At 73.9% G+C, this 12,404-nt stretch carries 13 protein-coding genes and 3 pseudogenes; 9 read left to right on the forward strand and 7 right to left on the reverse strand.

Annotated elements, in window-relative coordinates:
- Positions 1–39 precede the first annotated feature (39 nt).
- On the reverse strand, positions 40–483 hold the full coding sequence (gene rplM / locus DA06_RS07025) for a 50S ribosomal protein L13 (RefSeq protein ID WP_043498605.1): 444 nt from the start codon (positions 481–483) through the stop codon (positions 40–42).
- Positions 484–1,155: 672 nt separating this feature from the next.
- Here rplM and DA06_RS07030 point away from each other — a divergent pair.
- The 3 genes and pseudogenes from DA06_RS07030 (at position 1,156) to fdhD (ending at position 2,916) form a co-directional block, all read left to right on the forward strand.
- A complete protein-coding gene (locus DA06_RS07030; RefSeq protein ID WP_043498607.1) occupies positions 1,156–1,404 on the forward strand; it encodes a DUF5709 domain-containing protein in 249 nt (82 codons plus the stop codon).
- An 88-nt stretch (positions 1,405–1,492) separates the two neighbouring features.
- Entirely contained in the window at positions 1,493–2,017 is a 525-nt protein-coding gene (locus tag DA06_RS07035) for a DUF5709 domain-containing protein (protein WP_052436465.1), read from the forward strand.
- Positions 2,018–2,072: 55 nt separating this feature from the next.
- Positions 2,073–2,916: pseudogene (fdhD, locus tag DA06_RS07040) on the forward strand (formate dehydrogenase accessory sulfurtransferase FdhD).
- Here the strand turns inward: fdhD and DA06_RS07045 are convergent.
- The 3 genes from DA06_RS07045 to DA06_RS07055 all read right to left on the reverse strand — a co-directional run bounded on the left by DA06_RS07045 (position 2,880) and on the right by DA06_RS07055 (position 5,414).
- Positions 2,880–3,326, reverse strand: a complete 447-nt coding sequence (locus DA06_RS07045) for a hypothetical protein (protein WP_418607249.1) — start codon at positions 3,324–3,326, stop codon at positions 2,880–2,882. The pseudogene fdhD and the gene DA06_RS07045 sit on opposite strands and share 37 nt — an antisense overlap.
- Before the next feature lie 402 nt (positions 3,327–3,728).
- The gene (locus tag DA06_RS07050; protein WP_052436466.1) at positions 3,729–4,331 is read right to left on the reverse strand and encodes an isoprenylcysteine carboxyl methyltransferase family protein; all 603 of its coding nucleotides are present in this window, start codon (positions 4,329–4,331) and stop codon (positions 3,729–3,731) included.
- Positions 4,332–4,400: 69 nt separating this feature from the next.
- Positions 4,401–5,414: a type III polyketide synthase gene (locus DA06_RS07055; protein ID WP_418607251.1), complete on the reverse strand. Its 1,014-nt coding sequence runs from the start codon at positions 5,412–5,414 to the stop codon at positions 4,401–4,403.
- 78 nt (positions 5,415–5,492) lie between these two features.
- Here DA06_RS07055 and DA06_RS07060 point away from each other — a divergent pair, with 78 nt between their 5' ends.
- The 3 genes from DA06_RS07060 to DA06_RS07070 all read left to right on the forward strand — a co-directional run bounded on the left by DA06_RS07060 (position 5,493) and on the right by DA06_RS07070 (position 7,711).
- Positions 5,493–5,723, forward strand: coding sequence for a hypothetical protein (locus tag DA06_RS07060; RefSeq protein ID WP_418607252.1), 231 nt, complete (start codon positions 5,493–5,495; stop codon positions 5,721–5,723).
- Positions 5,724–5,751: 28 nt separating this feature from the next.
- Complete coding sequence (locus tag DA06_RS07065) at positions 5,752–6,318, forward strand: UbiA family prenyltransferase (RefSeq protein ID WP_418607255.1); 567 nt, start codon at positions 5,752–5,754, stop codon at positions 6,316–6,318.
- A gap of 214 nt (positions 6,319–6,532) precedes the next feature.
- The gene (locus tag DA06_RS07070) at positions 6,533–7,711 is read left to right on the forward strand and encodes a lanthionine synthetase C family protein (protein ID WP_418607257.1); all 1,179 of its coding nucleotides are present in this window, start codon (positions 6,533–6,535) and stop codon (positions 7,709–7,711) included.
- Positions 7,712–7,904: 193 nt separating this feature from the next.
- Here DA06_RS07070 and DA06_RS07075 read toward each other — a convergent pair.
- Together DA06_RS07075 and DA06_RS07080 are read right to left on the reverse strand one after the other, a co-directional pair.
- Positions 7,905–8,051, reverse strand: a pseudogene (locus DA06_RS07075) (LuxR family transcriptional regulator); the annotation flags it as partial.
- Positions 7,987–8,790, reverse strand: coding sequence for a TrmB family transcriptional regulator (locus DA06_RS07080; RefSeq protein WP_043498617.1), 804 nt, complete (start codon positions 8,788–8,790; stop codon positions 7,987–7,989). The gene DA06_RS07080 and the pseudogene DA06_RS07075, both read right to left, overlap by 65 nt.
- 245 nt (positions 8,791–9,035) lie before the next feature.
- Here DA06_RS07080 and DA06_RS07085 point away from each other — a divergent pair, with 245 nt between their 5' ends.
- On the forward strand, positions 9,036–9,191 hold the full coding sequence (locus DA06_RS07085; protein ID WP_418607258.1) for a hypothetical protein: 156 nt from the start codon (positions 9,036–9,038) through the stop codon (positions 9,189–9,191).
- Between the two features lie 57 nt (positions 9,192–9,248).
- On the opposite strand, the gene DA06_RS07090 is transcribed toward DA06_RS07085, so the two are convergent.
- Positions 9,249–10,994 carry an alpha/beta hydrolase family protein gene (locus DA06_RS07090; RefSeq protein ID WP_052436467.1) on the reverse strand — a complete coding sequence of 582 codons (1,746 nt, stop codon included), beginning with the start codon at positions 10,992–10,994 and terminating at the stop codon, positions 9,249–9,251.
- Here DA06_RS07090 and DA06_RS07095 point away from each other — a divergent pair.
- Both DA06_RS07095 and DA06_RS07100 read left to right on the forward strand, forming a co-directional pair.
- Complete coding sequence (locus DA06_RS07095) at positions 10,980–11,129, forward strand: hypothetical protein (RefSeq protein WP_418607260.1); 150 nt, start codon at positions 10,980–10,982, stop codon at positions 11,127–11,129. The genes DA06_RS07090 and DA06_RS07095 overlap by 15 nt on opposite strands.
- A 99-nt stretch (positions 11,130–11,228) precedes the next feature.
- Positions 11,229–12,241: pseudogene (locus DA06_RS07100) on the forward strand (bifunctional riboflavin kinase/FAD synthetase).
- The last annotated feature ends 163 nt before the right edge of the window (positions 12,242–12,404 follow it).

Consider the following 12,404-nt stretch of genomic DNA (forward strand, 5'->3'; position numbering starts at 1 on the left):
TCTCCTTCAGTCCTGTTCTGTGCCGCAGGCGCGAGGCGCTTACTGGGCGACCTGGGTGATCTCGAAGGTCTGCGGCTTCTGCGCACTGTGCGGGTGCTCCGCACCGGCGTAGACCTTCAGCTTGCTGAGCTGGGCGCGCCCCAGGGTGTTCTTGGGAAGCATGCCGCGGACAGCCTTCTCCACGGCGCGCTCCGGGAACCGGGCGAGCAGCTCGGCGTAGTTGGTGGCCTTCAGCCCGCCCGGGTAGCCGGAGTGGCGGTACGCGATCTTGTTCTCGCGCTTGCTTCCGGTCAGAGCAACCTTGTCAGCGTTGATGACGATGACGAAGTCGCCGTTGTCCACGTGCGGGGCGAAGGTCGGCTTGTGCTTCCCACGGAGCAGGGTGGCGACCTGGGTCGCCAGTCGGCCGAGGACGACGTCGGTAGCGTCGATGACGTACCAGTTCTTCGTGACGTCGCCGGGCTTCGGTGTGTACGTGCGCACGGGCGTAGCCTTCGTTTCTTCAGCGTTCTCTCGTCGGGGTGCAGCTATGGCGGCACTGCGGACCCCATGGTCTGGTTCTTGCTCGCTGCCTGCATCCGCGCCCCAGAACCGGCGAGTGGGAGCACCGGGGAGCGCATGGGGATGCACAACGAGGTCCAAGACTACCGGCACGCCGACTGCGGGGTCAAAAGTTCCGCCAGAGGCATTTTCGTGAGGCCTGCCACGGTCTCCGCACGCTTCCGCCTGGCCCCGGACGGCGCGGTCCCACCCCTCTGGCACGCGGCACCTCCTCCCAGCAGCCCCACCGTTCGACGAGCGTCACCGTCATGCGGTCCTACCCGTCCGGCGAGCCCCGCCGCCCGAAGGTCCTCCCGGTCCGGCGAGCCCCGCCGCCCGGCTGCGCGGTCGTACCGCCTTGTGGCACGACGGTGAGACTTTGACGGCCCAGAGCCGTCGAAGTCTCACCGTTGTGGCCGCGTCCTCGCGGCGACGTCGCACCGGCCACCCGGCCGCGGCCCCACGGCGACGCCGGCACGTACCGCGCCCCCGCGGCGACGTCGGAACGGGTCACCACCGTGGCCACGTCCCCCGCCGGCTCCCTGCCGCGGCCCCACGACGTCGGCAAGGGACCTCGTGCCCAGCCGGCCGGGCTCCCCGGTGGGAGACTCTGGCATGGACAGCAACGAGTACGGGACGGCCGGCCGGGGCCCCGAGCCGTTCGACGACCAGTCCTTCGAGGAGCCCGACCGCCGCGTGGGGCAGCTGGTTGCGCTGCCCGACGACGACGACCCGTCCGACGAGGCCGGCGAGTGGCAGGACGTGCTCGCCGAGGAGGAGCTGCGCACGCCCGGGGACCGCTGCGCCGAGGAGGCCGCGATGCACCTCGTGCGCGACGGCGACGGCGGCCTGACGGGAGACTGACAGCCCGCTCACCCGCGACGACGACGTCCCGGGGCGAGCTCCGTCACTACGCGATGCGACCCCTCGCCCACGGTGGCACGCTGGCGGCATGAGCACCGACAACACGGATGTGAACCCGTCTGCAGGCCCCGGCGAGGACCAGTACGTCCCCGACGACTCCTGGCAGCCCGGCGAGGACGACGTCCTCCTCGACAACCCCTCCGGCGACGTGCTCGACGAGGGGATCACGGCCCCTGACGACGACCCGCTGGCGAGCCTGGACCTCACCGAGTCCGGCCAGCGCGAGGGCGAGAGCCACGACGACCGGCTGGCGCGCGAGGAGCCGGAGGTCTGGGAGGACCAGCCCGCCGACGCGGACGCCTCGCCCTACGCCGGCCCGGGGCCGGGCGGCGAGCCGGCACCGGACGGCGTCGAGGACACGACGGTCGGGCGCCTCGTCGCCGAGCCCGACAACGACGGACCCGAGGACCTGCCCGGCGAGTCCCAGGACGTGCTCGCGCAGGACGTCGGAGTCGACGGCGCACGCTTCATGCCCGAGGAGGCGGCGATGCACGTCGAGGGCGAGGGCGCGGTTGACGAGGGTGGCACGATCGACCCGGACGAACGGAGCTGATCTCCCGGCCGACCGCACCGGGGCGGCCCCGCCGGGAAGACGGGTGGGGTGAGCGTTGCGCGTGACCAGGCGGCAGGCCGTGCTGCACCTGCGGGCCGACGGCGGCGCCCGCCGTCGGTCCGACACCCTCGCGGGCGAGGAGCCCCTCGAGATCCGGCTCGGCGGGGTGCCGTGGAGCGTCACGATGCGCACACCCGGCGGCGACTTCGACCTCGTCGCCGGGTTTCTCGTCTCCGAGGGCGTGGTGTGGGACGCCGACCAGCTCGCCTCCCTCGCGTACGGGCCGGGCGTGAACCCCGGACGGCTCCCCCAGCTACAACGTCGTCGACGTCCGCCTCGCACCCGGCGTCCCCGGTCCGGACCCCGCCCAGGCGCGCCACGTCTACACGTCGAGCTCGTGCGGCATCTGCGGCACGGCGTCCATCGAGGCCGTCACGCGGGCGTCCCGGTTCCCGGTCGCCGACGACCCCGTGCGCGTCCCGCTGGCCGAGCTGGTGGGGCTGCCGGCCAAGCTCCGAGAGCACCAGCGCGTGTTCGACTCCACCGGCTCGGTCCACGCCGCTGCCCTCTTCTCCGTCGACGACGGCGGCGCCGCCCGCCTGCTGTGCCTGCGCGAGGACGTGGGCCGGCACAACGCCGTCGACAAGGTCGTGGGCTGGGCGCTGCGGGAGCGGCGGCTCCCGCTGGCCGGCACCGTCCTGCAGGTCTCCGGACGGGCCTCCTTCGAGCTGGTGCAGAAGGCGCGCATGGCCGGCATCGCCGTGCTCGCCGCCGTCAGCGGCCCCTCCGCGCTCTCGGTCGACCTGGCGCAGGAGGCCGGGATGACGCTCGTCGGCTTCAGCCGCGGCGACGGCCTGAACGTCTACGCCGGCCCGGAGCGGATCGTCGCGGGGACGTAGCCGGGACGTAGCGGGTGAGGTGTCGCTGAGCTCGGGACGTAGCGGGCGGAGCGGATCCTCGCCCGGGCCGCGGCCGGACCGCCGGGACGCCCCCGGCTCCGCTGACGCAGCGGCCCCGCCCCGCGCACGCTCGTCGTGGCAGCGGCGCCACCGAGCCGGTCCAGCAGGGCCGGGAAGGCGGCGAGCTGGTCCGCGTACGGGCGACGGTCCGACGTCAGCAGCGCGACGCCGACCTCCTGCGGTCCGACCGGCGTCACGTAGGCCTCGACGCGGTCGGCCCAGTGGACCTCCACCAGGTCCGTCCAGGGCGCGACCCGCACGTGCCGGCGCAGGCCGAACCGGCGCGGGCCGCGGGCCGGGGCTGCCAGCCCCAGGCGGTGGCGCAGCGGGGAGTGGAGGCCGTCGGCCACCACCAGGGTGCCCGGCCGGGGTGCCGTCCACCACCACGCCGGTGGCGTGCTGGACGACGTCGACCACCTTGCCGGCCTCCACCCGCACCCCGGCCGCGTGGACGGCCTCGCGCAGCGCGGCGTGCAGCACCGTGCGACGCACGCCCCGGCCGGCGCCGTCCGGGAACCGTGCCTCGGCCGCGGCACGGTCACGGACGTAACGGATTCCCCGCAGCTCGCGGCCGGCCGGGTCGACCCCGAGGGCGGCCAGCCGGGCGACGGCGGCCGGCATCAGCCCTTCCCCGCACGCCTTGTCGATCGGTGCGGACCGCGGTTCGCGGACGACGACGGACAGGCCCGCGCGGGCGGCGTGCAGCGCCGTGGCCAGGCCGGCGGGCCCGCCGCCGGCCACGACGAGGTCGGTCATGACGGCGAGGCGGGCGGCCGGGGCGGCGAGACGGGCGGAGCGAGCGGTGAGGTGCCGGCCGGGCCAGGGTCCCTCGTCGCCGGGAGGGCCGCCGTGAGGGCGCGGTTCTCCGCCCGGACGCGCACCCGGAGCAGCGCCGCGTCCACCGCCGTGAAGACCGTGGCGGTGATCCAGGCGCTGTGGACCAGCGGCAGCGCGAACCCCTCGACGACGACGGCCACGTAGTTGGGGTGGCGGAACCACCGGTACGGGCCGCCGTCGACCAGGGGCAGCCCCGGCACGACGATGACGCGCGTGTTCCAGCGCGGCCCCAGGGTCCGGATGCACCACCACCGCAGCGCCTGGGAGCCCAGGGCGAGCGCGAGCATCGGCCAGCCGAGCGCCGGGAGGAAGAGCCGCCCGAGCAGCCACACCTCGACGACGGCGCCGACGAGCAGGCCCGTGTGCAGCACGACCATCACGGGGTAGTGGCCGGCGCCCGACTCCACCCCGCCGCGCGCGAAGCTCCAGGCGGCGTTGCGGCGCGCCACCACCAGCTCGGCGAGCCGCTCGAGGCCGACGGCGAGCACGAGCGCGGTGAACAGGATCTGGGAGGTCATCGCGGGGCCCTTTCGTCGCTCAGGCCCGCAGCAGCACGAGCTCGAGGCTGAAGCCGGGGCCCATCGCCATCATGACGCCGAACGTACCGGGCTCGGGAGGCCGCCGGTCGAGGGTGTCGCGCAGGATGTGCAGCACCGACGCGAGGAGAGGTTGCCGACCGTGCGCAGCGACTCGGTGGTCAGGGCCAGATCGTCCGCATCGACCCCCAGCGCCTCGACCATCGAGTCGATGACCTTCGGCCCGCCGGGGTGGCACACCCACCACCCGACGTCCTCGATCCCGAGTTCGTGCTCGGCGAGGAACGCGGCGACGTCGCGGCCCACGTGGTCGCGCACGAGGGCGGGCACCTCGACGCCGAGTACGATCCGCAGCCCCGTCGAGCGCACGTCCCAGCCCATGGTCGCCTCGGTGCCGGGGTAGGTGCGGCTGCGGCTGGCGACCACCGACGGCGTCCCGGCAGCCCGTGCCGCGGGATGCTCGGGGCCGACGGCGACGACGGCGGCGACGCCGTCGCCGAAGAGGCCGGAGGCCACGAGGTTCGCGGTCGAGACGTCGTCGCGCTGGACGGTCAGGGAGCACAGCTCCGCCGAGACGAGCACGGCCACGCCGTTCGGCCGGCCGGCGAGGAGGTCGTGCAGGCGGGCCGTGCCGGCGGCGCCGGCCATGCAGCCCAGCCCCATCAGCGGCACCCGGACGACGTCCTCGCGCATGCCGAGCCGGGCGGCGATCCGCGACTCCACCGACGGCACGGCCAGGCCCGTGACGGTCGTGGAGACGAAGACGTCGACCTCCTGCGGGGCGAGACCGGCGCGCTCCAGGGCGCCGGCCACGGCGGCGGAACCGAGCTCGACAGCGGCGGAGATGAACTCGTCGTTGGCGGCGCCGAAGTCGTCCAGGGTCCCGTAGCGCGAGAGCGGCAGGACCAGGTGGCGGCGGTCGACGCCGGCGCTGCCGTGGACCTTGCGCAGCAGCAGCTCGGTGCGCCGGTCGGCGCCCATGACGTCGACGAGCACGTCGGTGATCTCGCGCTGGTCGTAGCGGTGCTCGGGAAGGACGGCCTCCACACCCACGAGGTGCGTCATCCGGCGAGCGTACGTTCTGCGCGCGTGCGTGGCAGCCGATCGCGTCCTCCGGCTCCGCCGGCGCCCTACGCTGCTCGCGTGCCGTCCCGTACCCGCGTGCCCGCCCTCGCCGGGGCGCTGGCGCGCGCGTGCCACCCCGCCCCGACGGTCGCGGTCACGGTGCTGGCCGGGCTCGCCGCCGTCGTCGCCGGGCACACGGCGGGCGGGGTCGCGCTGGTGGCGCTCGCGGTTCTCGCCGGCCAGCTGACGATCGGGTGGTCCAACGACCTCGTCGACCGCCGAGCGGGACCGCGCCGTCGGCCGCCGTGACAAGCCGGTCGCGAGCGGGGAGCTGCCCGTGCCGGTGCTCCGCGGCGCCCTGGCCGCGGCGGTCGCGGCGTGCGTCGGCGGGTCCGCGCTGCTCGGGCCGGCCGCGGGGCTCACGCACGTCGTGCTGCTCGTCGGCTCGGGGTGGGCGTACAACCTGCTGCTCAAGCGGACCGTGCTGTCCTGGCTGCCGTACGTGGTCGCGTTCGGGTCCCTCCCCGCGGTCGTGTGGCTGGCCCTCGACCCGCCGGTGCTGCCGCCGGCGTGGATGGTGGCGGTCGGCGGTCTGCTGGGGCTGGGCGCGCACCTCGTCAACGTGATCCCGGACCTCGCGGACGACGCCGCCACCGGCGTCCGCGGCCTCCCGCACCGGCTGGGCGCCCGGCCCACGGCGGTTCTCGCCGTCCTCGTCCTGACGGCGGGCTCAGCCGTCGCCGTGCTGGGGCCGGACGGTCCCGTGCCGGGGTGGGCGTGGGCGCTCCTGGTCGGGGTCACCGTGCTCGCGATGGCGGCGTTGCTGCGCGGCGGGCGGGCACCGTTCCGGACCGCGCTCGTCGTCGCCGTGGTGGACGTCGTGATGCTCCTGGTCAGGGCCTAGGTCCCGGCCGGGCGGTTCGGGCGAAGTTGCGTAGTTGGCACGTTGTTGCCATGGCATCCAGTGCACCGCCCCGGAGGTCGTCCGCGGCGCAGCGCCCGGGCTACCGTCGGAGTGTGCCCGGGGTGGGTGCGTTGGGAACCGGGAAAATCCGGGGGGTGTCATGTCCGAGGCTTCGATGCTGCTGCCGTTCGAACTGCGAACGGCCGCTCACGCGATGGCTGCCGTGCGTCCGGCGCGGGAGGCGCTGGGGGGCGCCGTACCTGCCGGGGTGCTGGTGGACATGGCCGCCCGTGGAGCGGTCGACCTGTCGGCTCTCGAGTCAGCGGACTATCCCCGCCTCCTCGAAGAGGTGGGGCAGGCCATCCTCGCGACGGCGACGCCGGAGCGGGTGGACCGGCTCTTTCCCGACAACGTGGCCCTGATGGCCGGCGGCGCTGGGGGTGCCGCCGGCCCGGTGACCTTCGGGCACGGCGCGACCGGAGTTCTCTGGGCCCTCGCCGAAGCGGGCGTGGAGGTGCCGGACGAGCTCGTGGACTGGCTCGTGCGCGCGGTCGAGGGGTTGGACGGTCTCGGTCCGGGACTGTTCGACGGTGCCAGCGGTATCGCCCTGGCGCTCGACCGGCTCGGACGCGTGGAAGCGGCGGCTCGCCTGTGGGGGCAGGTCGAGCAGGTGCCGCTGGTCGAGCTCGGCACCGGGCTGGCCGACGGCCTGCCCGGTGTCGGGCTCGCCCTCCTCGAGAGGGCGCCCGTGCGCGACGTCGACGCGCTCCTGGCGCGTGCGACGGCGATCGGCGCCGAGCTGCTCGACCGGCTCGCCGTGGAGGACCCGTGGCCGGGAGGGCCGGGTCTGCTCCACGGCGGTTCGGGCACCGCCCTGTTCCTCCTGCACCTGTACGGGCTGACGGAGGACGAGGAGCTTCTGGTCGGGGTGGAGAGGGCGCTGCAGCGTGACCTCGCCGCGCTCGGACTGGGGCCGGACGGTCGGCGCTGGTCCACGACAGAGGACTCCTCGCTGTGGACCGGGACGGACGGCATCGTCATGGTCCTGCACGAGGCGGTCAAGCACCTCGACGCACCGTGGCTGCAGGAGACGCACCGGTCGGCCGCCGTGGCCTCCGGACGGCGGCTCGAGCACCTGCCCGCGCTGTTCCGTGCGCGCGCCGGCGCGCTCCTGGCCTACCAGACGATGCACTCCGAGCCCTGGACGCCCTCCCGTGAGCGGATCTCCCTGGTGCGGCTGCACCTGGGTCGCCTCGACCTGTGCGGGGCACGCCGGCACCTCCACCTGACCGGTGAAGAGGCCGAGGACCGGGGAACCGGCGCGGCGGGGCACCTCCTGGCGCTGTCGGGACTGCTCGCCTCCGGGGACCGGCGGGTGCCGTTCTTCTGGTGACCGGGACCGACGCGCTCGTCGGACAGGACTGAACGTCGGGTCGGGGTGGTGCGGCTGATGCCGGGCGGCCCCGGCTTCTTCGTGTCGGCGCCGACGAGGGTCAGAGCCAGCCGCGCTCGACGGCGCGGGCGCCCAGCTCGAACCGGCTGGTGGCGTCGACCCGGCTGCTGAGCACGTTGATCATGCGGCGCACCGTGCGGATCGAGATGCCGAGCGAACGCGCGATGGCCTCGTCCTTGAGCCCGCGGGAGAGCAGCTGCAGGAGCTCTCGCTCCTCAGGCCGGAGCTCGTTCTCGCTCGCCGGCGGTGACGGCAGGTCGGCGCCTGCCTCCCACAGCAGGTCGAAGAGGGCCTGCAGCGCCGTGATGGCACCGGGGGGTGTTGAGCACGATGGCGCCGCGCGAGAAGTCCTGCGGGTCGGACGTAACGACGGCGATCTTCTCGTCATAGATCAGCACCCGGACCGGCAAAGCGATGGCGGTACGGATATTGCCGCCGCGCTCGCGGAACCACTCGGCATACTCCACGACTCCGGGATCGTGGCGGGCGGCCGCAGGGTACAGGGTGCGTAGCCGGACGCCGCGCGCAAGAGCGAGTGCGTCGTCCGACTTCGCCTGGTTCAGAACGTGAGGTAGTGGTGCCTTGGTGACGATCGAGTCCACCGAAGACTCGACGTTCTGGCCGAGCTCAAGGAGTCGAGAGACGATGTGATCCGTCCCGACGAGCCGTTCGAACTCCCCGTGCCGGGCATTCTGGATGGTGCGGTGGTACTCGTCCACCAATGCCGCGGCGCTGGACCGCATGGCACTCAGCTGCTCCTGCTGCCGGTGCAGCTCCTGCTCGTGCTGCCCGATGATGCGCTCGAACGCCACCTGCGGGGACTCTGTCCGAAGGTTCGTGGGGTCGGAGTGAGACCGTCGGACGAAGCCCTTGTCCCCCAGCATCGCGAGGACCTGGGCGACCTCGTCGTCATCTTTGGACAGGCGACCTGCGAGCTCGTCCAGCGACATGTCGGGGTGCGCGAGGAGAACGCGGTACACCTCGACGGCGTCTGCGCTCAACCCCAGCGGCTCGAACATCTGTCTCCAATGTCTCTCTGACCTGGATCGATGCTAATGGTCACGCTGCCCTCGAACGAGTTGCCACGTCGGTGATCAGAGTGCCCCATATCGGACGAGCACGCGCAACGTCTTCCGAGACGCAAGGGCAACTTGCTGCCATGGCAGCAAGTTGCCGCCCAATCCTTGGGGATTCCGGGCACTGAGCGGCGATTATCGATGCAGATGGCCGAACGGGCATCGAAGTGACTGAGGAGGTCGTGACTATGGTTCGGAAGATCGTGGCGAGCGCGGTGCTCGCGGTGGGGCTGACCGTGACGGCCGCAGCGGTTCCCGCGACGGCGGCGCCTGTCAAGGGTGGCGACGGCGGCGGCGTCTCGACAGCCTGCACGTTCTGCTGGCCCGAGAAGAAGATGCTCTGACTCTGTGAGTGAAGGGCGGGAGCGCTGACGGCGCTCCCGCCCTTCTCGCATGCCCACTCACCCCAGCAGTTCCGGCAGCTCCCGCGGCTCCTCCCCAAGCACGTGCTCGGCAAGGAACGCCAGCACCACCTGGTACCAGACCTTGGCGTGCTGCGGCGCGAGGACCCAGTGGTTCTCGTCCGGGAAGTACAGGAACCGGTGCGCCGTCGTCCCGTCCTCGGCCTGCGGCAGGCCGGAGGCGGAGAGCAGCTCGTACCAGAGCCGCAGCCCCTCGCCGACCGGGACGCGGTAGTCCTTGTCGCCGTGGATCACGAGAATCGGGGTGCGGATCTCTGAGACGTACCGGTGCGGTGAGTTCACCTCCTGCATCTCCGGGCTCATCTCCCGCGACCAGAAGTACGAGGCGTCGGTGGTGGGGCCGAAGGCGTCCAGCGCCCACAGGCTCGCGTGCGTGACGATCGCGCGGAACTGGTCGGTGTGGCCCGCCACCCAGTTGGCCATGTAGCCACCGAAGGAGCCGCCCATCGCGGCGGTGCGGGACTCGTCGACCTCCGGCAGCGCCACGGCGGCGTCGGTGGCGGCCATGAGGTCGGTGAACGGCTCGAAACCCCACCGCCCCCAGCCGCGCTGGATCATCCCCTGCCCGTAGCCGGTGGACAGTGCCGGGTCCGGCAGCAGGACGGCGTACCCCTCTGCCACCATCAGCCACGGGTTCCAGCGCCAGCTCCAGGCGTTCCACGAGTTGAGCGGACCGCCGTGGATCCACAGCAGCAGCGGCGCCGGCGCATCTTCCGACGCCCCGTGCGGCAGGGCGAGCCACGAGCGCACCCGGACGCCGTCCGCGGTCGTCGTCTCCACCTCGCGCAGGGTGCCGGGCAGCTCGGGCCGGGCGACGGGGCCGAGCAGCGGGCTGATCTCGGCTCCGCCGTCGGCGAGCGTGGTCAGATCGATGCGGACTGCCTCCGCGGGGTGGGCGTACGAGGCGCGCAGCGCGTAGGCGCTGCGGCCGTCCGGGGCGACGACCAGGTCCGAGAAGGCGCCGTCCCCCGTCAGGCGCGTGACCGCCCCACTGGCGACGTCGACGTGGAAGACCGGGGCGCGGCCGCCCTCGTCGGCGGTCATGAGCAGGCCGCTGCCGTCCGGCAGCCACCGCACCGGCCCGGGCCAGCGGTCCCAGCCCGCCCCGAGGCGGCGGCTCTCTCCCGATGCCAGGTCGAGCACCCACAGGGTCGGCACGGGCGCGCGCTCGGCGGTCGACCGCTCCTCGCGCACGTAGGCCAGCGTGCGACCGTCCGGCGAGATGCGCGGCGAGGAGTACTCGACGTCGTCGTCGGCGGCGAGCAGGGTGACGCGCTCGCCGGTCCCGACCTCGACCCGGACGAGGTCCACCCGCTGCGAGCCGCGCCCCTCCGGCACCACCCACTCGGTGACGAGGAAGGAGCCGTCGGCGGCGAGGTCGTGGCTGGTCTGGACCAGGTGCGTACGCGCGTCGGGGGTGAGGTCGCGCAGCTCGAGGGGTTTCTCGGCCGCCGCGGCGGCGTCCGCGGGGACGACGGCGCCGCCCTCGCCGAGCCGGAGCGCGTAGAGCTTCGGGGCGGCGGGCCCGAGGTCGCGGTCCCAGTAGCGCACGGGGTAGCCGGCGTGCAGGATCGCGGAGACCTTCTTGTCCTTGCGCCCCTTGCGCAGCCGCGCCTCCTCCTCGAGGTCGTACGCCCGCGGCAGCGCCGAGGCCTGGACCACCACCGTGCCGCCCGTCTCGGCCGGCCGCACACCCTCCACGCCGCCCGGATGGCGGGCCAGCACGTGGGCCTCGCCCCCTCCGGCCGCCGTCGGCCGGCCCCGTCACGGCAGCCTTCGCCCCCCGACGGCCACGTGGTCGCCCTCCTGCAGGAGCGGGGCGGGAAGGTCCGGCCCGTCCTCGTGCTCGACCCGGCGTAGCGCGGCCGCGCGAGAGAAGAGACGGACGCGGGCGGGGCGACCCCGTCGCGGGGGATACAGTCGATCTGGCGCCGGAGGGCGCACGGAGGAGGATGACGCGTGCAGGTGTGGAGAGGAGCCGGGGACGTCCCGGCGGACCTGGGCCCCACCGTGGCCACCCTCGGGATCTTCGACGGCGTGCACCGCGGGCACCAGGTGGTGCTCGCCGCCACCGTCGCCGAGGCGGAGGCCGCGGGACTGACCTCCGTGGCGATCACCTTCGACCCGCACCCGGCCACGGTGCACCGGCCCGAGGAGGAGTTCGTCCTCATCGCCTCCCTCACCGACCGGCTCGAACGGCTTGCCGGCACGGGCCTGGACGCCGTCCTCGTTCTCGAGTACACGCTCGAGTTCTCCCGCGCCACCCCCCGAGGAGTTCGTCCGCCGGTACCTGGTCGACCTCCTGCACGCCCACGTGGTGGTCGTGGGGGGAGGACGTGCGGTTCGGGCGCGACAACACGGGCGACCGTCGGACGATGGCCGAGCTCGGCCGCCGCATGGACTTCGGGGTCGAGATCATCGAGGACATCGCCCACTCCGGCAGCGGGCGACGCTGGTCCTCCACGTGGGTGCGCGAGCTGCTCGCGGCGGGCGACGTGGCGGGTGCCGCGCACGTCCTCGGCCGGCCCCACCGGGTGCGCGGCGTCGTCGTCCACGGCGCGAAGCGCGGGCGCGAGCTCGGGTACCCGACGGCCAACCTGCACGCGGACGACCTGGGTGTCGTCCCCGCGGACGGTGTCTACGCCGGCTGGCTCATCCGGCCCGAGCACGCGCCCGACGACGGCTCCTCCAAGCGCCTGCCGGCCGCCGTCTCCGTCGGCACCAACCCGACGTTCCAGGGCGTCGAGCGCACCGTCGAGGCGTACGTGCTCGGCCGTACGGACCTCGACCTCTACGGCGAGGAGGTGGTCGTCGAGCTGGTCGAGCGGCTCCGGCCCATGGTGACCTTCGACGGCGTTCCCGCCCTGCTCGAGCAGATGGCCGACGACGTCGGCCGCACGGCCCAGATCCTCGGCGTGCCCCCGGCGCCGGTCGCGACCGTGCCGCCTCCCCGGGCGGCCGACCGCCGCTGACCGCCGCGGCGCAGCTGCACGGGCTGTGGCGCACGCCGCCCGCGGCCGCCCGCCCGCCGCTCGCGCCCGGTCCGGAGCGCCTGATACGCTGGCCCGTGCCGTCATGCCGGCCACGGATGCGTCATGCCCGGGAGAACATGCCCCGGAGCTCCGTGCAACGACC

Source organism: Georgenia sp. SUBG003 (assembly GCF_000715355.2).
In the GTDB taxonomy this organism is placed as follows: domain Bacteria; phylum Actinomycetota; class Actinomycetes; order Actinomycetales; family Actinomycetaceae; genus Georgenia.